This is a genomic window from Nostoc sp. JL33, from assembly GCF_017114985.1.
Lineage (GTDB): Bacteria > Cyanobacteriota > Cyanobacteriia > Cyanobacteriales > Nostocaceae > Nostoc.
The window spans coordinates 57463-80533 of record NZ_JABXKP010000090.1; the positions used below are offsets into that span (position 1 = coordinate 57463).

A 23071-nucleotide genomic window follows, 5' to 3' on the forward strand; every position below is an offset into this window, starting at 1 on the left:
TAAGCCGGAAATATTTATTACTTTTCAAAGTTAGTGCTGAGGAGAAAAAATTGCTCAAGCAATACTGCTTTCCTTTGAATGTTGAAATCAGACAGATGTGCTGCGAAAACTTATCCGCAAGCTATCCAAATCAATTAATAAAAAGCCGTGAAACGAAGCACGGGGCTTTAGACCCAATTTTTCGGTAATTTTTCATGACAATAACCCTGCTGAACAATCGTTATCAAGTTATCCAGGTAATCGGCGCTGGTGGGTTTGGCGAAACCTTTCTAGCAGAAGATGTGCATATGCCTTCTCGCCGTCGCTGTGTGATCAAGCAACTCAAACCGATAACCAACAATGACCCGCAAACTTACCAAATTATCCAACAACGGTTTGAACGGGAAGCAGCAACCTTGGAATATTTGGGTGAAAGTAGTCAGCAAATTCCTAAACTCTACGCCTACTTTTCTGAGAACGGGCAATTTTACCTCGTCCAAGAATGGATTCACGGCCAAACCCTGACAAAAATTGTCGAAGCTAAAGGATTTGAGAGTGAAACTGCTGTTCGGCAAATTCTCTTGAGTCTGCTTCCAGTCTTGGATTATGTCCACAGTAAAGGCATTATTCACCGGGATATCAAGCCAGAAAACATTATTCTCCGTTCTGTTGATGGTAAGCCAGTTTTGATTGATTTTGGTGCAGTTAAAGAAACAATCCGTTCAGTGGTGAATTCTCCAGGATACCCGACGCGATCGCTTGTCATTGGTACGCCTGGATATATGCCTAGCGAACAAGCCGTTGGCCGCCCAGTTTACAGTACTGATATCTACAGCTTAGGCTTAACGGCGATTTATCTGCTGACTGGCAAACACCCGCAAGAATTACAAACTGATCTCAAAACTGGGGAAATACTTTGGCAGCAGCACGCCCCTAACGTCTCTTCCCAATTGGCTTTGGTACTTAATCAGGCAATTAAGCCTCATGCTGGCGATCGCTACAGCACTGCTAGTAAAATGCTACACGCTTTGCAGTCTGCTAGTAATATATCTCCTGAGTTAGTTGCAAATATTTCCACTGTCATTTCTTCTCCCCCTACGACATCGACTCGACAAACCCAGGCATTATATTCGCCGCAAAAAAATTCTGTGATTCCCGCGCCTAACAGGAGTGGAAACTGGCAAAAATCTGCTGTGATTGTTGGTAGTTTGCTGATCGGCGGCTTGCTTGGTGCAGTAGCAATTTCTAGCATCACTCGTCAGCAACAACCAGAAACAACCATTGCCACAAGTCCCACGCGATCGCCAGAATCTTTGCCTTCCACTCCTGCATCTGGCGATTTGCCTGTTTCTTCCCAAACTTCTCCAGTTCCAGTTGTACCTACCTCACCACCAGAACAGCCAGTAATTCCCGATCCTTTGCCAACCTCTAATTCCCCGGTTGTATCCAGACCACAGCCAAAAAATAAGCCTGTAATTTTAGATACTCCAGCGCCAGTAGAAGTATCCACACCACAGCCAGAACCAGAGAAGGAGGCGATACCTGCTTTGGACAATGCCAGCCCAGTTCCTACACCAGAACCGCGTTCCACGCCACAGAAGAAGCCGCGCAGTAAATTAGCCGCCACTAGCAGCAGAGAAAGCGTTCCCGCATTCCCTACAGGTACACCAAGAAACATCGTAGAAGCTACCCTCGGCAAACCAAATCAAGATTTAAAAGGCGCATGGGGCAAGACTCGTGCTGTCGTTTACAAACTAGTGCCAGACAAAATTGACCTTGGCTACTTATTTGATCGTAATTCTAAAGTGCTACGTCAAACTGAGGTATCTTTTGCCGAATCGGTAGACCCGCAGGTAATGGAGACTACCTTGAATGGAATGTTAGATGGGCAAGCCACTGAAGAAATTAAGCAGGGACTCAAACAGGTACAACAGCGCCAGTCGGATAACTTTAGTTTTAAGAATGGCTCAGTCAAGGGTCAGATTATCCGCCAACAATGTGATTTTATTTACATCAGCATTTGGGATGTAGATTTACATGATTTTGTGAGTCCATCGACAGCCAAAAGGTGTTAATTTCCTGGGAAACATTGTCCTCAAAAGTTAGATTTTTGTATCCCATAAGACAGATTTAGGATTCAATATAGTCCTTCAAAAACTGATTTTATTGGGCAACAATCAAAACAATTGCAGTCTTCCCAAGCACAAAAACCCATTTCTTATAATTAGTACATTTGTTTTCTAGGTTTTGCAACTAAACCCATGAAAATCTATTTTTCCCATGCCCCATGCTCCATGCCCAATCCCCAATGCCCCATACCCAATCCCCCTTTTCAAAACGGAGTTTTAAATTCTTAATATTCATAAAGTTATAAATACCATTATTAAGTTTTTAATAATACTTGTCTCAGCTTCTACATTCATGTCGTAAATTGCCATTGGAATTGTGTAATCTGAAGACAGCAAAGCTAAATTATTCAATTGAGGTCTAATGACTCCTACGATTATGCGTCAGCTTTGGTCAGTGGTTGAAACCGCCCAAGCCAAGCTCCTCTTACAACTGGATGATGCTAGCTTGGTACAGTGGTTAGTGAAACAAATCGAAACGCAAGTGTTGTTAGATTCTAACGAAACTGATTATCTGTGCCACTACATCCAATCTCGGCTAGCCCTTATACGTGATCTTGCTTATGAACGTCAGTGTTGATGATGCCTACGGCGGGCTACGCCAATACAAAATCACCATAAATTGATTGATAGTCAAGTGTTATTACTATTGACTATTGGCTTTTTGGGGGAAATAACCTTCTACTAAGCAGTCAGAGCCGACTACACGCCAACGAACACGTTCTAGAGACAACGCCTCAGTCATGGTAGTAAACCCTAAATCGCCCACAGGTGTGGGAGCAATACTACCACCAATGATTTTCGGGGCGATAAATGCTAGAACTTTTTGCACTGCTCCTTGAGCGATCGCACTAGCAGCTAAGATACCACCACACTCCCACAAGACGCTACAAAAACCTCGCTCATATAAGTACGCCATTGCATTATCTGGTGTAAGTGATGTTAATTCCACCACCTCCACCCCAAGTTTTCGCAACAGTTCTTGAAAATCGGGATTAGCACCCTCCTCTGTCAACACCAAAGTCGGAGCATCCGCAGTTTGCCAAAGATGGGCATTTTCCGGTAAGTTTAGCTGGCGACTCATCACCACCCGCAGGGGATTATGTGCCCCCACCTGATGAGTGGTTAAATAAGGATTATCCTGTCGAACTGTATTACCGCCGACAATTATTGCATCACAAGCCGCCCGCACTTGATGTACTTCATTGCGGGCATCTTGGCTTGTCACCCAGGCGCTGTGACCAGAGGTGGTAGCAATTTTGCCATCTAAAGTCATGGCATATTTTAAAATTCCCAAAGGTCGTTTGTAGAGAATGCGATGCACAAAAGCTTCATTTAGCTGATGACAAGCTGATTCTTCAACTCCTACCAAGACTTCGATCCCCGCCGCACGTAAACGGGCAATACCACCTCCCGCTACCAGTGGATTGGGATCAACCATACCCACGACTACTTTTGCTACCCCTGCTTGGATCAATCCTTCAGAACAAGGGGGAGTACGTCCGTAGTGATTGCAAGGTTCGAGGCTGACATAGATTGTTGCACCACGAGCGCCATCGCCTGCTGCCCTCAAAGCAAACACTTCTGCATGAGGCTCACCTGCACGAGGATGAAACCCTTCGCCGACAATCTCGCCATCCTTGACAATCACCGCTCCCACTAGGGGATTTGGCGAAGTACGTCCTAAAGCGCGGCGAGCAAGTGACAAACACCGCAGCATCATGCGAGAGTCAAAGTCAGTTCCGACCTTTTGCTTTATAGGAGAATTCGATCCAAACAATTCTTCTTACAGCCTTTTTCATCTATTTAAACGGCAATCTCCTGTAGGGTAGCACAGCTAGCTGTGCTACCCATCGATTTACAGCGTCGCTACAAGTTCCTGTAAGCGATCGCTTCCATCGCGGAAGACGGGCCAACCATCCCCCACCAACACTGCTTCTACCCGACTCAGTTGAGCCAACCTGCGAACAGAAGCAACAGCGTCTTCTCGATTCAGCAGCTTGTCATCTGGCAAAATCGTTAAACTACCTGCTTTGCGTGCCCGTACTAAATCCCCTGTAATTAAAGTTGTCTCCTCCAGTAACAGAGCCAATTCACCCGGAGTTTTCGAGCCTTGGAGTTCAATCACCTTAAGTCCTGGCACAAATTCTTCACCATCAGACAGCCAGCGATCGCAATGTATAGGGAAAGTTTCTTTTTCTGCCACAGGCCCGGCAATCTTAGCATAGGTTTGATCGGCAATTTCTTTACTTGCCCTGACATGCTCAGAATTCGTCAGCACAATCCAAACTACACCACCGAGGGATTTCAGATGATTCCAATCATGGTTTGATAGGGCTACTGGGTCAATCAAGATGTTGCCATCTGGGCGAATCCAGGCAATCCCATTGAAATCAATATTTCTTGCCGGATTGAAATTAGACCAGCTATAGAGATCGGGACGGTGCAAAGATTTCATGATGATTCTGGATCAGTATCTTCAATAATTGACTATTAATCTCAATAATTAAGTATATAGATTATAAGGTTGCATTCCCTTTGGATCTGGAATTTGAGTATACTACGATAAATTTATCAATATTACGGGTTTTGTTTGGTTTACAGGAATTCAAGGTTAAGGGCAATAGAGATCAACCGAGGTACAGGGATGAGTCAGATTCAGCGCCAAAAAATATCAGCGAAGGCAAACCAGTTTAAAGAGTCGGTGATTCGAGAAATGACCAGGGTCGCGCTGCAATACGATGCAGTGAATCTGGCGCAGGGGTTCCCTGATTTTCCCTGTCCCTTGGAGTTGAAACAGGCAGCATATCAGGCAATAGAGGCAGATGTAAATCAGTATGCCATTACTTGGGGCGATCGCCCCTTTCGTCAGGCGATCGCCAACAAAGTTCGTTGGTATCTGGGCTTAGATATCGATCCCGAAACCCAAATCACCGTTACCTGTGGTTCCACAGAAGCAATGGCAGCTGTGATGTTGGCAACAGTTGATCCTGGTGAGGAAGTAATTGTATTTGAGCCGTATTACGAGAACTACGGCCCCGATGCAATTTTAGCTGGTGCGACACCCCGTTATGTGACACTACATCCCCCCGATTGGACATTTGATGAATCAGAGTTGCGTCAAGCTTTCAATGCCAATACTAAAGCGATTATTATTAACACACCCCACAACCCCACCGGTAAAGTCTTCACCCGTGAAGAACTCACCCTAATTGCTGAACTTTGTCAAAAATGGGATGTGTTAGCGTTCACTGATGAAATTTATGAACATATTCTCTATGACGGCACTCAACATATTGCCTTAGCAACCCTTCCCGGTATGGAAGAACGCACAATTACCATTAATGGTCTTTCCAAAACTTACAGCGTCACAGGATGGCGAGTTGGCTACATTTTGGCAAACCCGGAATTGACAGGGGCGATTCGCAAAGTTCATGATTTTCTCACCGTTGGCGCTCCTGCACCATTGCAACGAGCCGGAGTTGCCGCCATGCAACTGCCACCATCCTATTATGAAGAACTAGCCAAACTTTATCACCAAAAGCGAGAGAGGATTTTACAGATTCTAGATCAAGTAGGGATTCCCTATTTCGTTCCCCAAGGAGCCTATTACGTTCTTGCAGATATTTCCAAATTCGGCTACCAAACAGATATAGAATTCACTTACCATTTAATTAAAGATATTGGTGTTGCCGTAGTTCCCGGTTCCAGCTTTTTCAGGCAACCAGAAAAAGGACATTCATTGATCAGATTTTGCTTCAGCAAAAGACCTGAGACATTACAAACAGCGAGCGATCGCTTACTCAAACTGCAATCAAATCTACAACCCATATCCTAACATTCATTTCTTCTCTCTGCGCCCCTCTGCGCCTCTGTGGTTCGTTTCTCTTAAGCATCCCAATCTATTCAACATGAAAGACCCATAACCACTTATTTAACATAACTGACCGAATTTTAAATTTTGGATTTTGGATTGTTGGCGAAGCCTCTCGTAGAGAAGATTCAAAATCCAAAATTTAAAAAGGGTTACAAGCCCCCGAATTTATACTCGCTCCGCGAGAAGCAAGCTACGTGAAACAATTCTTTAATCCAAAATCTAAAATTACTTGACTTGCCTCTGACTTGCTTGCTTGGGGTCAATCTAAAATCTAAAATCTAAAATCCAAAATTGTTTGACCAGGAGTAACTATGGCTACTTACGATAACATTTTGCAAGCAATTGGTAAAACTCCATTAGTCAGACTAAACAAAATCAACGAAGACATTCACTCAACTATTTATACCAAAGTAGAATATCTCAATCCTGGCGGGAGTACCAAAGATAGAATTGCCCTGACGATGATTGAAGCCGCAGAAAAAATAGGTCAACTGCAACCGGGTGGTACTATTATTGAAGCTACCGCAGGTAATACTGGAGTGGGACTGGCACTAATTGCAGCCGTGAAAAAGTATCGCTGTATTTTCGTCATGCCTGATAAAATGAGCCAGGATAAAATCAACCTACTGAAAGCTTATGGTGCAGAAGTAGTTGTTACTCCCACATCTGTACCGCCTGACTCGCCAGAAAGTTATAACGGTGTAGCGGAAAGACTCGCCAAAGAAATACCAGGAGCCTATAGACCAAATCAATTTGAAAATCAGAATAATCCTTTAGCGCATTATTTAACTACAGGCCCACAAATCTGGTCAGATAGTAATGGTAAAGTTGATGTTTTTGTTGCCGGGATGGGCACAGGTGGTACAATTTCAGGAGTTGCTAAATATCTGAAAGAGCAAAATCCAAATATAGTAATTGTTGGTGCAGACCCAGAGGGTTCAATTCTTTCTGGCGATACCCCTAAATCTTACAAAGTTGAAGGAATTGGTGAAGACTTTATTCCTAAGACATTTAATCGTCAATTAGTCGATGAAATGGTTCGGGTTAGCGATAAAGAATCTTTTAATATGGCTCGTCGTTTAGCACGAGAAGAAGGTTTATTAGTAGGAGGTTCTTGTGGTACAGCAGTAGCCGCAGCGCTCAAGTATGCAGCCAGATTAACAGAGCCGAAGTATATTGTCGCCCTATTACCAGATACGGGAAGAAACTACATTAATAAAATCTACTCCGATGCCTGGATGCAGGAAAATGGTTTTTGGGAAGGTACAACAGTAAAAAGCATCAAAGTTGGCGAAATTCTCGCTCAAAAAACAGATTTTCCTTCTTTAGTTGCTGTCAGTCCCCGTGATACCTTAAGCAAAGCAACAAACTACCTACAAAAGTTAAATATTTCCCAGCTACCTGTGATTGATAATAATCATGTAGTCGGAAGCGTTAATGAAGCCTCTTTAATGAAATTTCTCCATGATGGGATCAACTTTTCTAAGCAGGAAGTTTCCGCAGTCATGGGTAAACCTCTACCGATGCTTGATGAAGAAGTTGATATTTCTGAAGCTTATCGAGTATTGTTATCAGGAACCACAGGAATTATTATTAAGCGGGATGATGTTCCCATTGGATTAATTACCAGAGCCGATTTAATCAGATATTGGATTAGTCAAACCCAAGAATAATCAAGGAAAAATCATGGAATTTGAGACTAGAGCAATTCATGAAGGTCAGCAACCAGATCCACAAACAGGCGCTGTAATTGTTCCCATTTATTTGACTTCTACTTATGAACAAGAAGCCATAGGTAAACACAAGGGATATGAATATTCTCGCACGGGAAACCCCACCCGTACTGCTTTAGAATCGGCTTTAGCTTCTATTGAAAATGGAAAATTTGGTTTGGCATTTGCCTCTGGCTTGGCTGCAACTACCACAGTATTAAGTCTACTAAAAAGTGGCGACCATATTGTTGCTGGTGATGATTTGTATGGTGGGACTTATCGTTTGTTAGAAAAGGTTGTAAAAAATTGGGGTGTGACAACTACCTATGTAGATATTGATAACATCGCTGATTTTGAAACTGCTATTAAACCAAATACTAAGTTGATTTGGATTGAAACTCCTACTAACCCTTTGTTAAAAATTATTGATATTGCCGCACTGGCAAATATTGCCCGTAAAAATAATATTATATTAGCAGTTGATAATACCTTTGCTAGTCCTTATTTTCAAACGCCGTTAGATAATGGTGCTGATATTGTGGTTCACAGCACTACCAAATATCTAGGTGGACACAGCGATATTATTGGTGGCGCAGTCATCACATCTAACGAACAACTATACACCGAACTGAAGTTTTATCAAAATGCGATCGGGGCGATTCCTAGTCCTTTTGATAGTTGGTTAGTGCTGCGAGGAATTAAAACTCTGGCTGTGAGAATGCGAGAACATGAAAAAAACGCTTTGTTTTTGGCTGAATTTTTAGAAAAGCATCCAAAAGTTGAGCGCATTTATTATCCAGGGTTATCCAGTCATGAACAGCATCAATTAGCAAAAGAGCAAATGTCTGGCTTTGGGGGGATGATTAGTTTGGAATTAAAAGGTGGTTTTGCTGAGGTTGAAAGATTCGCTTCTCGACTCAAGTTATTTTTGCTGGCTGAAAGTTTGGGTGGTGTAGAATCACTGCTTTGCTACCCTACTAAAATGACCCACGGTTCTTTACCAGAAGCAGAACGACTTAAGCGAGGAATAAAGGATAATTTAGTCCGCCTTTCAGTAGGAATTGAGCATCAGCAAGATTTACAAGCTGATTTAGAAAATGCTCTAGCTTGAAAATTGGGAGTCGGGAAGAGGAATTTTTATTCGGCGTTGTAAACTTTATTAATCGTAATTAAGCATAGGCTTTGTGACCCCTACCTCCAGAGGTAACTTTGTTTTAAGTGGGGCCTAAATCCCATTATGAATTACGAATTTTTAAGGGTGTGTATCTTCAAGTTAATAGAAGTTAATAAATCCTGGATTCATATAAGTTCATAAATGCTTTATATAGGCGTTTGTTAAAAAAAATGACATTATTTTCGATCCAGATTTAACTCTAACTTTTGATCGCTGATGGAAAGTTGACTGGCTCAATAAAACCCCACTTACAAACGGGGGTTTCTAAGCCTTAATGCATAGTAATCCCCAGAAAAACCACACTAAGCTAGTGTAGGATTCGTTCAAATTTCCGGTAATTATATCGGGAAAGTAGGCTTACAAATTCTGAATTACAAACTCCATTGACTCTTTAAAAGGATAGGATTAATGTTATGATTAGTCCTTGCAAGGACACTATTTATGTTATGCATCAAAAAATCAGGAGGTATTTCCGATGATGATGATGATGATGACTGAAACGATGACTCCCGAAATGCAAGCTTGCATGGATGCTTGTATGGACTGTCACAAAATGTGCATGGAAACCATGACTTACTGCATGAGCAAAGGTGGTAAGGACATGGACAAGAGCATGATGAGCATGATGAGCATGATGCGCGATTGTTCTGAAATGTGCATGATGTGCATGAATATGATGATGAGCGGTTCTGAGTTCATGGAACGCACTTGTATGCTTTGCGCCGAAATGTGCGATCGCACTGCAATGGCCTGTGAGATGATGAGCGATGACGCGAAAATGATGGAATGTGCTGCTGCTTGCCGCAAGTGTGCAGAATCTTGCAGAAGTATGCACATGATGCCCGCATAATTCGGCTACCTCGCAGAAGTTTATCTGCAACCTAATATTCAAGCGCTCAGACTCTTTGGGGACTGGGCGCTTGAAGTAAGGACTTTTAAAATTATCGGTTGATGCAAGTCTAAACCAATACTTTAAAAATAATTAATATTACTTAAAATTGTTGCGGGATTAGAAGCGATCGCATCAGCATACTTCCTCTCCTTACGCCACCTGATGTGACTCTTCCACTTCGGCTAACAGCTTTAGTGCACCAAAATATCCCTGTTTCCACAATTGCGCGATCGCATTTTCCATTGCACTACTCGTTAATGGTATGACAATCAACCCTGGTGGAGCCAAAAAAGCAGAACCCAATTCTACCTCCAACTCTAAATCTTGCTGCAAGCGTGACAGTACACCATATTGGTTATGTTTGTGGAATTGGGATTGCGATGTGCATGTCTGCGTTCATTCCATCAAAATCAAGCGCAGAGGATCTAAACGCACATACCAAGGAAAAGCTTGGTCTTTCATAGTCGCCCATTTTTCTTTGAAGACTTCAGCTTGCAGATGGTAATCTTGAGAATTTTTGGCAGCCGAATGTAGTTTGAGAAACAACGTCATTCGATGAGGCGTTTCACTTGTTCGTACTACCCAGCAGGGAAAAGTATTTTCCTGTGATGAGTCGTTGGTAAAAATGAACTGATGGGCGCGAATGCCGATGTGGGATAATTCGCTTTTTACAGGTTCAATTACTTGAAGAGTACAACCCCAATCAGTCGCTTCCACCTGTTGCGATGACTGGAGAACAGCACGGGAGAAGTTTTTGCACCCAGTGAGTTGAGCAACACTCACAGTAGCTGGATGCTGGAAAATATCGTATTTTGAGCCATAATGAACGGCTCTACCATCCTCCAATACCAACAGATTCGGGCAAATCCGATAAGCTTCTTCCATATTATGAGTGACAAATAGAGTCACACCTTGATAGCCAGCAAGAGTTTCTGTCATTTGCTGCTCTAATTGGCTACGCAGATGTGTATCAAGTGCCGAAAACGGTTCATCCAAAAGCAATGCTTCCGGTTGACTTGCCAATGCTCTTGCCAAAGCTACCCGTTGTTGTTGTCCCCCAGAGAGTTGATGCGGATAGCGATCGCCTAATCCCTGCAACTGCATCGCGATTAATTGCTCCTCTACCTGCACTCTAATACTCCCAGCCGATAGTCCTTTGGGCAAGCCGAAAGCGATATTTTGCGCCACACTCATGTGCGGAAACAGAGCGTAATTCTGCACCAAAAAACCAATGCGGCGATCGCGGCTGGGTAAATTAATTCTTTGTTCTGAGTCAAACAAAACTCTGCCATTTAAAACTATGCGTCCTCTAGTGGGCGTTTCTATCCCCGCAAGGCAGCGCAAAATCATGCTCTTACCTGCTCCAGAACCCCCTAACAATCCCAAGGGTTGCTGATCAGTAGTGAAAGCAACTTTTAAATCAAAGCTAGGAAGTATTTTTTCAATGTTGACTAACAATCCACCAGATTCAAAGCTAGATTGCGGAGTATAAAGATTTTCTCCCCCTGCTTCCCCTGCTCCCCCCACTCCCCACTCCCCACTCCCTACTCCCCCCTTCTTTTCCCTCAATTCTTGCCAGAAGTTGACTGCAATAATTCCAGAGAGAGAAATTACCATAATTGCGATCGCCCAAAACCACGCCTCATTCATTGCTCCCGCTTCCACAGCAAAATAAATCGCCATTGGGATTGTCTGCGTTTGTCCGGGAATATTACCAGCCAGCATCAATGTCGCCCCGAATTCTCCCAAAGCGCGGGCAAAAGCTAACATTGTCGCGGCGACAATACCAGGTAGTGCTAAGGGTAAACTGATGCGCCAAAAGATTGTGGCTTCACTTGCACCAAGGGTTCTAGCTACTCGCAGCAGATTACCATCTATTTGTTCAAAAGCTCCCAATGCAGTTTTATACATCAAAGGGAAAGAAACTACGGTTGCTGCGATCGCTGCACCATACCAAGTAAAGACGATGGTGAAGTCAAAAGCCTGCATGAGTTTCCCTACAGGGCCATTTTTGCCAAAAAATAGCAGCAACAAGAAGCCGACAACCGTGGGGGGCAAAATCAGTGGCGCAATAAAGATACCCTCAATCAACGATTTACCTTTGCCACGATATCCCAGCATCCAATAGGCAGCAGCGATACCTAAGAAGAAGGTGATAAATGTAGCAAGTAATGAAGTTTTGAGTGATATCCAAAGGGGGGATAAATCCAATGGCATAGTTGTCTGGGGAAGAATTAGCTCAACTAATCCCTAATTTACCAACTTTAGTTTAAATGTGTTGGTAAAAGTTGGTAAATTACCTCACCAACAATAAAGAAAATGGCAAAAACTAGACAACGCTGTAGGGGCACAGCATTGCTCATGCGTGTCAACTTCAGGTGAAAACCAGCCTATAACCAGCTTTTAAGATTGTCTCGTTCCCAGTCGGAGACTGGGAATGCCCCTCATTGAGGCTCCGCCTCCGTAACTTGCGGCACCACCAGGAACTGCATTTCCAGCCTCTGGCTGGAAACGAGATTTTAAATGAGTTTGGGCTTAAGTTGACACTAATGAGCTTTTTCTCTGTGCCCCTACGACAAGTTCAAATAGACGAAAATAGCTGTAATTAGTCGAGTTTACTGCTGTAGGCACTAAAACCATAAGCCAAAGTTTCTTTTAAACTATCTGATGGCTTGAGACTTCTGTTGATAGCATTAGCAAATGGTACTGGAATTGCTTTAATAGTTTCCGGCAAAATTGCATATTCTTCTGTTGGTTCGACAATGTATTCTGGACATTTCGTTTTCATCCCAGCAGTAGCTAACATTTCATTTATTTCAGAGGCGGAATATTGCTTGAGATAAACTGGATTTCTGACAAATGGGTTCAGCTTTCTCACAAAATTATGGATAATATGAGAAGGACAGGACTTGTTGTGGAAGGAATGATTAAAAACAAAAATTCCACCAGGTTTTAGTACGCGAGATATGTCAGCTAACAAATTTCTTAATTGTGCATCTGGGATATGCATAAAGACGCAGTTAGAAATTACCAAATCTATAGAATTATCTTCTAAAGGCAATATTTCCGCAGAATTGCAAATCAAGTTAAATTCAGCTTCTGGGAAAAAATTATATTCTTGTTTAACCTTGATTAATCGCCGCAATAAAGGCTCAGAAATATCAATACCATAATATTTTTCGCATCTCAAGTTTTTCGCTTTCGAGAGATGCAACGGTGCGCGACCATAACCAGAACCAATCTCTAAAACAGAACCAACAAATTTATTCAAGGGGAATTTATTCCAAGTACCTCCAGGCGTGCCCGTTAGCAGCGTGTAATCTTGTTTCATCGGCGATGTATCTGCAACTTTTTCAATTTGTTGGGAACCATAATATGTTTTCCCAATTGCGTCCCATGTTTTTTTATGTTGAGTATTATTCAACTGTTCGTAGTCGCTAGGAAAATAAATGCCATCTCGCAATTCAAAGTCATTTAGACTGAATTTTCCATTTGCTAATTGAGTCATTATGATTATTCCCCATGAATAGTTAAGTCTGTTTTCTGTTATACTCTTAACTCAGGATTAACCGCAAGTGATTTTTCCTGAACTCCTTCAACTAGGCTTTCTTCAGAGCTAGGGCAATTCCATTTACCCTTTTAATGTTAAGTTAACACGCATGACAGGTGTGCTACCAAAGCGCCTATTGCATCCAAAGGGAAACCCGCTATAATAGCAACCCGTCATCTGAATCAGAACACAAGTTCGTATACATTAGTTGATGGACTGCAACAATTGGAGGCTGTGATGGTACAAGGGTCACAACAAAAACGGGTGGTAGTCGTAGGCGCAGGTTGGGCTGGTTTAGGAGCAACCTACCATTTGGCAAAACAAGGCTATGATGTGACACTTCTAGAAGCAGGCCCCTATCCTGGTGGATTGGTGGCAGGTTGGCAAACAGCCGCAGGAAAATCTGTTGAAGCTGGCATTCATGGCTTTTGGTATCCTTACAAAAATATTTTTTCCCTAATCAATGAATTAGGAATTAATCCTTTTACTACTTGGACTCGTTCTTCGCAATATTCCCCAGCAGGTTTGGAAGTTGAATCACCAATTTTTCAAGACTTACCGCGACTCCCCTCCCCACTGGGAACTTTTATCTACACTCAGTTTAAGCGGCTGCCACTAATTGACCGTCTCAGTGCTCTACCTTTACTTTATGCTGTTGTTGATTTTGACAATTCTGATGCAGCTTGGCGGCGCTATGACTTTGTAACTGCCCGTGAATTGTTCAAAGACTTTAACGTTTCTGCACGGCTTTACCGCGAGGCTTTTGAACCAATGTTATTAGTGGGCTTGTTTGCCCCTGGTGAACAATGTTCAGCCGCAGCAACTTTAGGGATGCTTTACTTTTTTATTCTGGCTCATCAACCGGATTTTGATGTAGTTTGGTGTCGGGGAACTGTTGGAGAAAAGATATTTCGTCCTTGGGTGGAACGTATCGAAAAAGCTGGTGTGCGAGTGTTACCCAAGCGCCGGGTTACAGACTTAATTGTTGATAATAATCATCGAGCCAAGGGTGTGGTTTGCGGTGATGAAGTAATTGAAGCAGATGCCGTGATTTTTGCGGTTGGAATCACGGGTATGAAGAAAATTGTCTCAACTAGCCCTAGTTTACAAAGCCGTGAAGAATTCCGTAATTTGAGCAATTTAGGAGCAATTGATGTTTTAGCAACGCGATTATGGTTTGACCGCAAAATTGATATTCCTCGTCCTTCTAATGCTTGCTTTGGATTCGACGCAACTACAGGTTGGACATTTTTTGATTTGAATGCTCTACATGATGAATATCAAAATGAGCCGGGAACAGTAATTGAAGCTGATTTTTATCACGCGAATCAGTTTCTCAGTTTGAGTGATCAAGAGATTTTAGCAATAGTTCAGGGTTATTTAGCAACTTGTGTGCCGGCGTTTCGAGAGGCAAAAATAATTGATAGCAGTGTAATTAGGCTGCCTCAGGCGGTGACTCATTTTGCACCTGGTAGCTATCGTTATATGTTACCTGCTAAGACAAGTTTTGAGAATGTGTTTATGAGTGGGGATTGGATTGTGAACCGTCATGGTTCTTGGTCACAAGAAAAGGCTTATGTTACTGGTTTGGAGGCGGCGAATTTGGTGGTGTCTTATTTGGGATTAGGTCAGCCATCTGAGATTTTAGCTGTAGAAGAGGATGAAGTGCATATACAAATGGCGCGATCGCTCAACCAAACCTGGCGCGACTTGGGCAAATCTATCTTACCTAACTTTTGGTTGCCGTAATATTATGTAGGGTAACACAGATGTGCATTTTTAGTCTATGTACATTTCTCACAATAAGAGTCAATTATTAATTCTAATCTAAATTCGGTAAGCTAAAGAAAGCGATTGCATAATGTAAATCAAATAACATAAGCTTATGGAGCTAGACTGTTTACAAACCGAAGTGATTCTAACGCATCCGCGTGAGTCTCTTGGTAGAGTGCAACTTGATTGGACACCCCAACCCGGAAACTATCTCGATTTTCAAGGTAAAACCTATGCGGTTTTAGAGCGCCGCCATAGATATCAACTTCAATCTGGGCGCTACCGCTTACATAATATTGCCATTTATGTACAGTCGGCTAAACGACCATCTGAGAAAAGTTTGGTAGCGGGACGTTGGGTAATCGGTGATGCTACCTGCCACTACAATGCTCATTCAGAAATCATTCGCTGTGCAGTCAACCCAGATGGCCCTTGCGAATCTTGCCGCTTTTATGAAAAGTTAGGAGTTATTTAATTTTGGATTTTAGATTTTTCCTTTAATCCAAAATCCAAAATCTAAAATTGGCAACTCCTCAATTCCCCGCACCAAAAACTTCTCCCACAGTTAAGCGGGTACCATTAACAAAATCCCATCCCGACTGGGGACGTTTACCAGCTAGCTGAACCTCTCGCAACAGCAACAAACCTTCCCCAGTTTGGACGATCGCCCCAATTCCTTTGGCAATGCTCACTACAACTCCCGGTCTATCTGATCCATTTGACAAATCAGGCAATTTATGCACTAATTCTTGTAATTCTGATGGTAGCTCGCGTAGACGCGGAGCGGCTTGTCGCCAGACATCGCCTACAGAACCAAGGGGAGCAGAGGCGGTGATTTTCAACTCTTTGTTACGAAAGCTAGCGGTGCAGTTAGGGTAAAAGCCTCTGATTTGATTGTGTAATTGGATAGCGCTTTTTGACCAATCCAAACCATAATCTTGTTTTTGAATCAGAGGTGCATAAGTAGCTGCTAAATTATCTTGGGGAATTGGTTGAATTTCCTGGCGTTCCAACTTCAACAGAGTTTCTACCAACAAATCCCCACCGATGGCAGCTAGTCTGTCGGCTAAATCTTGGGCATTATCCAGTAATCCAATGGGTGTAGTAGCTATTTGTAGCATTGCGCCGGTATCCATCCCCACATCCATTAACATGGTCGTGATCCCCGTTTCCGGCTCACCATTATACAAACACCACTGGATCGGCGCTGCACCGCGATATTTCGGTAAAATCGAGCCATGCACATTAATGCAGGCCAACTTGGGTATATTTAGGATTTTTGACGATAAAATCTGTCCATAGGCGACAACAACAAACACATCTGCATCTAATTGTTTGAGTTGGGTTAAAGTTTCAGTGTCTTTTTTCACCCGTTCGGGTTGCCATACTGGTAAGTTGTGAGCAGTAGCGATCGCTTTTACAGGTGTTGGCGTAAGTTTATTTCCGCGTTCCCGGCGTTTATCTGGTTGGGTGACAACTGCCAACACGTCAAATTCTGAATGATTCAATAACTTTTCAAACGTGGGCACAGCAAACTGTGGTGTACCAAAGAATACAATTTTCATTAATAATTAGTTGTTAATCGTTAGTCATTAGTTAATGGTAAGTGCGCCCCTGATAACTGACAACATGTAAGTTGCAGGTTGAAACAGAATTCACCAAGCCAGGATTTAGCCGGCTCCTGTATTCTAGACGGCAGTTGCAAAGCAGAGTTGATTTATGTAAAAAATATCGGTTATTTGGTGGTACAATATTTTCGTATTGGTGAAACCAAAGGCTGCTCGATTAACTTAATAGTTAAGTTGAAAAGTGCAACAGCTAGTATAAACTGCATCTGCCTAAGGAGAAGCCTAACCGTTTAGTGGTGTCTCGTCACGAGCCGCTAGAGCATCTACCGAATAAGTTGTGTTCCTGTTCCTTTTTCCCAAATTAGCGTTAAATACAGTTGGGTTTCTATAAAACTATTGCGTCTTCTAGCTATTTTTGTAGTTGAGATTGCAATTTATAATTTTGGGTTGCTGACAGCAGTATTTTCTGAGCTATGATGTGTTATGCGTCCGCTTTCAGAGCTTTTCACGTAACACCTCACGTTTCCCATTATCAGGGTTTAGACTTTTATATTTAGTGTGTAATCTGGCTTGTTTGCTGCGTACTAGCGATCGCTAGTACGATCCCCGATAGCCAAATCTCACTATTGCCTGCCAGCGTCATTGCCTAAAATATACCCTGAATATCCCTTAACCAATAGTTATTTTTGGCGTGGTTAGGTATAGCAACAGGAACATTATATATCCTGTAGTAATTACTGATTTTTCAGCACATTTACTATACTGGCATATTTTTGCCAAAAAACATTCAGTACCTGAGCAATAAAAAATGTAGACAATGATACTTAATTTTTGTAAACCTCTGCAAACTTTCAAGGAAATATCTCGTCAAAGGTTTTAGTTTCTTGTTATACATATAATTACCGCCTGCCCCATTGCTGCATAGGTATTGCTTCTCACATAGCAACCGCCCCTCTAGAGAGTCTACAAATGCTTAAACCCCTTTTGCTGTCAGGATGGTTTCGCGTGCAACCATTTGTTAATTACGTTGTCGTTGTGATACTGCTCGCACCCTTACTAGGGGCATCGGGTGACTCGGCCTTAGTCAGATCCGAAGTAGCTAAACTCACTTCTATCACTGGAGAGTCTGACTCTGTATCAAAGGAAATAGCTGTAGTTGGGGAACCTGAGATAGCTGAAATATTAAAAACAGATCAAATCAACTCGTTAACAGAAGAATTTGACTCTGTGCCCACACAAAAGACTGCTGTCCAAAAACCGCAAGTATTACCAACGGATAAAATTGAGTCTTTGGCTCAAACAGATAGTTTTGCGTCAAACAGCGATTTAGCTGTTCCTGATCCTTTGGCAGCAGTTGAACTCGCGCCATTAACAGATGTTGCTGTTAGTCAACTTAATTTAATCCGAAAACTCAAAGCTGCTAATATCAAGTCTTTGAAAGTCCCAGAAAATTCTCTCTCTAGAGAAAAGTCTTTTACTGAATCATTGACAGCAACTCAAGTAGCACCAACTCTTAGAGAATCACAACCAAGTACAACGACGGAAGTACCTGTTGCTGAACCACGCAATGAAGCCCAAGCAGAACAAATAGATCCCATAGGTAGTCCTCATCCTATTCCTTGGAAATGGATTACAGCGACTCAAGAGGCTATTGGTTCCAAGGGTGGTTCGGGAGTGCGTCATTACCGCAGCGTACCGGTGCTTTCTCCAGATGGTAAATATGCTGTTTATAGCCGGGTGCAACTAGAGGTAAAACCCCAAATGTACAACAGCCGTGTCACCAGCGTTTTGTTTGTCCAAGATATGCAAACCAAAAGGTTGTGGGTGATGGCTTCGACTACTCCTGTTAGCGATCCTTTATTAAACGTAAAGGCTGTAAAGGCGGCGTCGTCAGAAGAAAGTGATACCAATGGTCAGATTGGGGTATTAGTTCCAGTTAGCTGGTCGGAAAAAGGCGATCGCTTTTTAGCACGCAAGTTTGAAGGTATATTTAACACAGGTGATTCTACAGATAGTGCAGTGATTTGGGATCGGCAAAAAAATCACGCTAACACAGTTGCTCCTGCTCATGAGGAAGATCATGAAAAAATTGCAGTATTGTTAGGTTGGAGTAAAAGCCAGCCGGATCATGTGCTATTTCGTGCGGGTGAATTGGGCGAAGAAAACTGGCCACTAATGCAAGTTGCTAATGATGGCAAGACTATAACGACAACAGACGATGATCAGCCGATTACCTTTGGTAAAAAGGTTACAGAAATTTGGGCAGGCCCACAAGTCGCCTACCGATAGTTTATAGAAAATCTTATATACTCCCGTTGTCGTCACTGGCGACAACGGGATTTTTTTTGGCGTTGCATAAAATAAGGATAATTCTTGTGGGCGAGGTTAATCCAAAATCGCAAATCCAAAATCCAAAATTGTTTGACCCCAATTAGTTAGAATTGCTTGACTAGGTTTTTTGAAAATTTTACTTTATCAATTTCTGTTATGTTACGATAAAAGCATCAACCTGTACAGACTTTCTGTACAGGTTAAGCAAGAATGTACTTAATTCAATTTACAAGTAAAAACGGAACTTTTGATACTTATGGTTTCTGCTAGTTATACTTACACACAAGCACGAGAAAACCTGTCTGAACTGTGCCAGAAAGTTACTTCAGAACGCGATTTTGTAATCATTACACGTCGTAATGCTGAAAGTGTAGCTTTAATACCTGTTGATGAACTTTCTAGTATTCTAGAAACTGCTCATCTTTTACGTTCCCCCCGTAACGCTGAACGTTTGCTAACAGCTTTAAATCGAGCTAAATCAGGAGTTGTGAAATCTCAAAGCTTGGATGATCTTAGTAAGGAGTTAGGATTTGACCAAAAAGAAGAACCTCAAAAACCAATCAAAACAAGAAATTCTAACAACTCCAAAGCAAAGAAAAACAGTATTTCAACCTGAATTTTTAGAAGACTTAAAATTTTGGGTGGAAAATGATCAACGAGTTACCCTTAAAGTTTTGGATCTTGTCAAAGAGACTTGTCAAGATCCTTTTAAGGGGAAAGGTAAGCCGGAACCTTTAAAATATTTAGATCCTAATACTTGGTCTCGCCGTTTAACACAAGAACATAGAATTGTATATCTTGTAAAAGATGATGAAATAAATTTTTTACAAGCTCGTTATCATTATTAACTATTAATTATCCCAAAATATAAGTAGCATTATTTAGTTTTGCGTAGCTTGCCGCCTTTGGCATCGCCCAACACTTCCAACACTCCAAAAATATTTACTTGGTAGAAGCCGTCCTCAATATCCTAGCTGCTGAGTCATAAGTGGGTATGCAAAAACATTTACAGCAGTTTGCAAAGGAAGTGAAGCAATCCCAAACCCTTGTGATTGCTTCGTTTCGCTACAGGTTTGGAAAAACTATATTTTCTGTTGTACAGCATTTGATTTTGGAACAATCATCTAGTCGAATGATCAAAGTTTTAGATATTTCAAGAGCAAGTCTTCAGAAGTTTCTCAGTTACGTACTTCTTCAAAAAGAACCTCAAAACCTTTATCTTTGGTTATATCAGTAAAAACATACTTCCCACCCAGTATTTTCACTTAAAAATTCGTAGTGTGGTCGAGAGTTATAAGAATTGTTAGGGCGATTAATTACAGCAACCAATTTCCCTGTATCTAGCAATACTCATAGCTTCATAACAAGCCGTAACTGTAGCGGCTCGTATAATTTTTGACCCGCATCGACTTTTAAAACATCCTCTAAGATTAAAACTATAAAGACTTATTTATCACCCCTTTCCCACTCAGGTATGACACCTTTCACCCGGCGGATGGGTAAATTAGCAATTAAAGCTGTGGTTCGTTGGTTGCTTTCTAAAGAGAACTCCAAGCCCTCTGTCTCAATTTCGACATAGCGACAGACTACATCTAGGATTTCTTGCCGCATTTTTTCCAACGTTTGAGGATCTAAATCAGCGCGATCATGAGCAATCACCAATTGCAGGCGACGCTTGACTTGAGTTCGACTGCTATCAGTACCGCGAGAAAAAAGTCGTTCTAGAAGTTCAATCATTACGAATAGGTCTGGCGCGAAGACTGGAAAAGTAAGTTAAACAATCTTTGTCCACAACAACCTTCGTAGACGGGCGAAGATGCTGTCTTGGGACGAGTCGATCTCCAGAAATTCGACACTTTCCCCTTCTAATCTACGAGCAATGTTCTCAAAGGCTGTGGCAGCTAAAGAGGGATTTTCCGCTAACACTAAGGGTTCGCCGCGATTGGTAGATACAATAACACGCTCGTCGTCAGGGATTACCCCGATCAGGGGAATGGCGAGAAGTTCCTGAACATCTTGCACTGACATCATATCATTTGCTTTCACCATTGCGGGTCTGATGCGGTTAATTATTAAATGAACACGCTTGATACCTTGTGCTTCCAGTAACCCCACTACCCGGTCAGCATCACGAACTGAGGAAATTTCTGGCGTGCTGACAATTAGCGCTTCTTTTGCCGGGCCGATCGCATTTTTAAACCCATTTTCAATGCCGGCGGGGCTATCGATGATCACATATTGATACTTTTGCGCTAGTGCATTCACCAATAACTTCATCTGTTCTGGTGTGACTGCATCTTTGGAGCGATTTTGGGCTGCCGGCAGGAGTACGAGATTGGGTTGGCGCTTATCTTTCACCAAGGCTTGTTCTAAGCGACACTCTCTGGCCAAGACTTCCACCGCAGTATAGACGATGCGGTTTTCTAGCCCTAGCAGCAAATCCAAATTTCTCAGACCAAAATCCGCATCAACCAAGGCAACTTGACGTCCCATTTTGGCTAAAGCCATGCCCAGATTTGCGGAAACTGTGGTTTTACCCACTCCTCCTTTGCCGGAGGTAATCACAATAATGCGAGTCATGATAGAAATGCGGTCAATGAGGGTTCAGGAAATATAAAACAGTAAATTGCAGTATAAAGTATGAAGTATCGTATCAAGTATGAAGAAATATCTGGTCTCCCTGATTCGGGCGAGGTATGAATATTTTTTTATAGCGATGTCTGACGACAAGCCACTCCCCGTCTACGCTCGGTTGTGTGCAATACACTTCCCTAAGGGAAAGAAATTAGGGATTAGAGTAGTGTATTCCATCCACATGAAAACCGCTATATTTCATCCTTTGTATTCTTCATCTTTTAAGTAAATATTCAAAGCTGCTAATTGATCTTAGTAAATTGGTTTCTGGAAAAATCACTAGCCCTAGCGATGCGAATTCCTTGGGGCGTAATATGTGCCACTTCTGGAGAAAATTGCATCGGTAATTTTTCTGGTGCTCTAGCTACAGCATCTGCGATCCGCAATTGGGTTGGTTCCATTTGCAAGGCCATAATCAGACACTCACTATTACCTCCAGCCCCAGCATGAGCGATTCCACGTAGACGGCCCCAAATTATAATATCTCCATCTGCAATTACAATACCACCTGGATTTAAATCTCCCAAGAGAATTACTGTACCAGGATGACGAATTTCTACTCCAGAACGGACTGTCATTTCCAGATAGAGGGCATCTGCCTGGGGTATGGCTGTAGGTGTTGACTCGGAAACCAGAGAACTTACGGGCTGGAGTTGTTCTACAGAATACCCAGAAGTCACCGCAGCGATCGCAGTTTGACGACGACTTGTAGAGACAGATATTAGCCGGAGTTCGACTTCACTTAAAGCCTCGCCAAGTTCTTGTAGTTGTCTGGCATCTACTAGGCGGTCTTGTGCCATCAGATGCACAGGTGTATTAGATATACGGAAGCGATCGCCTGCATTCAGACGTTGCCTTATTTGTTGCCAAATATCAGACCAGCTCAGTTCTGAGGCTGATACTTGAGATTCCGGGGGCAAAATTAATAACAGTCGTCCCTCCTTACTTTTTAACTGGACTTGAGTATTGTCATTTAGGCGATACCCTGGTAATGCTGACTCATCGGGATTTAAATCAGTAAGGATAAAATCTGATGCCGTATCAGTATTTGACTCTACATCTGGGTTATCAGTATTTGACTCTACATCTGGGTTAGCAGAATTTGACTCTACATCTGGGTTAGCAGAATTTGACTCTACATCTGGGTTAGCAGAATTTGACTCTACATCGGGGTTAGCAAGATTTGATTTTAAATAAAGGAGGACAGAATTTAATTCAGCATCCGGGAGGATAGAATCTGACTCTACATCAGAAACAGTAGGATTTACCTCTACCTCAGAAAGGATAGAGTTTGGGTCTGCATTAGGAGATGCAGAATTTGACTTTAAATTGGGAATCGCAGAATCAGAATTCATGCAGTACTAGCCAAAAGACAAGGAACAGATTTTGGATTTTAAATTTTGGATTTTGGATTTGTATCACCCACAAGGGGTCTTGGCATAGTGGGACGTTAGT

Annotated in this window: 21 protein-coding genes; 12 read left to right on the forward strand and 9 right to left on the reverse strand. The window is 42.3% G+C overall.

The window, feature by feature from the left end; all coding sequences use genetic code 11:
* Positions 1-194 precede the first annotated feature (194 nt).
* Entirely contained in the window at positions 195-2054 is a 1860-nt protein-coding gene (locus HWQ23_RS26695) for a serine/threonine protein kinase (protein WP_292835236.1), read from the forward strand.
* A 415-nt stretch (positions 2055-2469) separates the two neighbouring features.
* Entirely contained in the window at positions 2470-2685 is a 216-nt protein-coding gene (locus HWQ23_RS26700; protein WP_292835239.1) for a hypothetical protein, read from the forward strand.
* A 66-nt stretch (positions 2686-2751) separates the two neighbouring features.
* Here the strand turns inward: HWQ23_RS26700 and ribD are convergent, their stop codons facing one another.
* Both ribD and HWQ23_RS26710 read right to left on the reverse strand, forming a co-directional pair.
* On the reverse strand, positions 2752-3828 hold the full coding sequence (ribD, locus tag HWQ23_RS26705; RefSeq protein ID WP_292835666.1) for a bifunctional diaminohydroxyphosphoribosylaminopyrimidine deaminase/5-amino-6-(5-phosphoribosylamino)uracil reductase RibD: 1077 nt from the start codon (positions 3826-3828) through the stop codon (positions 2752-2754).
* Between the two features lie 135 nt (positions 3829-3963).
* Positions 3964-4563, reverse strand: a complete 600-nt coding sequence (locus HWQ23_RS26710) for an MBL fold metallo-hydrolase (RefSeq protein WP_292835242.1) — start codon at positions 4561-4563, stop codon at positions 3964-3966.
* Between the two features lie 189 nt (positions 4564-4752).
* Here HWQ23_RS26710 and HWQ23_RS26715 point away from each other — a divergent pair, with 189 nt between their 5' ends.
* From HWQ23_RS26715 to HWQ23_RS26730, 4 genes are all read left to right on the forward strand, one after another.
* Complete coding sequence (locus HWQ23_RS26715) at positions 4753-5943, forward strand: pyridoxal phosphate-dependent aminotransferase (RefSeq protein WP_292835245.1); 1191 nt, start codon at positions 4753-4755, stop codon at positions 5941-5943.
* Between the two features lie 350 nt (positions 5944-6293).
* Positions 6294-7655, forward strand: a complete 1362-nt coding sequence (locus tag HWQ23_RS26720) for a cystathionine beta-synthase (protein WP_292835248.1) — start codon at positions 6294-6296, stop codon at positions 7653-7655.
* Between the two features lie 13 nt (positions 7656-7668).
* On the forward strand, positions 7669-8805 hold the full coding sequence (locus tag HWQ23_RS26725; protein ID WP_292835251.1) for a cystathionine gamma-synthase: 1137 nt from the start codon (positions 7669-7671) through the stop codon (positions 8803-8805).
* A gap of 541 nt (positions 8806-9346) precedes the next feature.
* Positions 9347-9718, forward strand: coding sequence for a four-helix bundle copper-binding protein (locus HWQ23_RS26730; protein WP_292835669.1), 372 nt, complete (start codon positions 9347-9349; stop codon positions 9716-9718).
* Positions 9719-9910: 192 nt separating this feature from the next.
* On the opposite strand, the gene HWQ23_RS26735 is transcribed toward HWQ23_RS26730, so the two are convergent.
* From HWQ23_RS26735 to HWQ23_RS26745, 3 genes are all read right to left on the reverse strand, one after another.
* A complete protein-coding gene (locus HWQ23_RS26735) occupies positions 9911-10093 on the reverse strand; it encodes a hypothetical protein (protein ID WP_292835254.1) in 183 nt (60 codons plus the stop codon).
* Between the two features lie 63 nt (positions 10094-10156).
* On the reverse strand, positions 10157-11977 hold the full coding sequence (gene modB, locus HWQ23_RS26740; RefSeq protein WP_292835257.1) for a molybdate ABC transporter permease subunit: 1821 nt from the start codon (positions 11975-11977) through the stop codon (positions 10157-10159).
* A gap of 388 nt (positions 11978-12365) precedes the next feature.
* The gene (locus HWQ23_RS26745) at positions 12366-13268 is read right to left on the reverse strand and encodes a class I SAM-dependent methyltransferase (protein WP_292835260.1); all 903 of its coding nucleotides are present in this window, start codon (positions 13266-13268) and stop codon (positions 12366-12368) included.
* 279 nt (positions 13269-13547) lie between these two features.
* Between HWQ23_RS26745 and HWQ23_RS26750 the strand changes: the two genes are divergently transcribed.
* Together HWQ23_RS26750 and HWQ23_RS26755 are read left to right on the forward strand one after the other, a co-directional pair.
* Complete coding sequence (locus tag HWQ23_RS26750; RefSeq protein ID WP_292835263.1) at positions 13548-15059, forward strand: hydroxysqualene dehydroxylase; 1512 nt, start codon at positions 13548-13550, stop codon at positions 15057-15059.
* A gap of 136 nt (positions 15060-15195) precedes the next feature.
* On the forward strand, positions 15196-15558 hold the full coding sequence (locus HWQ23_RS26755; RefSeq protein ID WP_292835266.1) for a DUF6464 family protein: 363 nt from the start codon (positions 15196-15198) through the stop codon (positions 15556-15558).
* 58 nt (positions 15559-15616) lie between these two features.
* On the opposite strand, the gene fmt is transcribed toward HWQ23_RS26755, so the two are convergent.
* Complete coding sequence (fmt, locus tag HWQ23_RS26760; protein ID WP_292835269.1) at positions 15617-16648, reverse strand: methionyl-tRNA formyltransferase; 1032 nt, start codon at positions 16646-16648, stop codon at positions 15617-15619.
* Between the two features lie 972 nt (positions 16649-17620).
* Here fmt and HWQ23_RS26765 point away from each other — a divergent pair.
* The 4 genes from HWQ23_RS26765 (at position 17621) to HWQ23_RS26780 (ending at position 20219) form a co-directional block, all read left to right on the forward strand.
* Entirely contained in the window at positions 17621-18940 is a 1320-nt protein-coding gene (locus HWQ23_RS26765; protein ID WP_292835272.1) for a hypothetical protein, read from the forward strand.
* Positions 18941-19238: 298 nt separating this feature from the next.
* Positions 19239-19598: a type II toxin-antitoxin system Phd/YefM family antitoxin gene (locus HWQ23_RS26770; protein WP_292835275.1), complete on the forward strand. Its 360-nt coding sequence runs from the start codon at positions 19239-19241 to the stop codon at positions 19596-19598.
* A gap of 25 nt (positions 19599-19623) precedes the next feature.
* A complete protein-coding gene (locus HWQ23_RS26775) occupies positions 19624-19830 on the forward strand; it encodes a Txe/YoeB family addiction module toxin (protein ID WP_273768708.1) in 207 nt (68 codons plus the stop codon).
* A gap of 146 nt (positions 19831-19976) precedes the next feature.
* Positions 19977-20219 (forward strand): hypothetical protein, encoded by a 243-nt coding sequence (locus tag HWQ23_RS26780; protein WP_292835281.1) that lies wholly within the window; start codon positions 19977-19979, stop codon positions 20217-20219.
* A gap of 209 nt (positions 20220-20428) precedes the next feature.
* Here the strand turns inward: HWQ23_RS26780 and minE are convergent, their stop codons facing one another.
* The 3 genes from minE to minC all read right to left on the reverse strand — a co-directional run bounded on the left by minE (position 20429) and on the right by minC (position 22971).
* The gene (gene minE / locus HWQ23_RS26785) at positions 20429-20719 is read right to left on the reverse strand and encodes a cell division topological specificity factor MinE (RefSeq protein ID WP_292835284.1); all 291 of its coding nucleotides are present in this window, start codon (positions 20717-20719) and stop codon (positions 20429-20431) included.
* Positions 20720-20755: 36 nt separating this feature from the next.
* Positions 20756-21562 carry a septum site-determining protein MinD gene (minD, locus tag HWQ23_RS26790; protein WP_292835287.1) on the reverse strand — a complete coding sequence of 269 codons (807 nt, stop codon included), beginning with the start codon at positions 21560-21562 and terminating at the stop codon, positions 20756-20758.
* A gap of 296 nt (positions 21563-21858) precedes the next feature.
* The gene (minC, locus tag HWQ23_RS26795; RefSeq protein ID WP_292835290.1) at positions 21859-22971 is read right to left on the reverse strand and encodes a septum site-determining protein MinC; all 1113 of its coding nucleotides are present in this window, start codon (positions 22969-22971) and stop codon (positions 21859-21861) included.
* Positions 22972-23071: the final 100 nt, after the last annotated feature.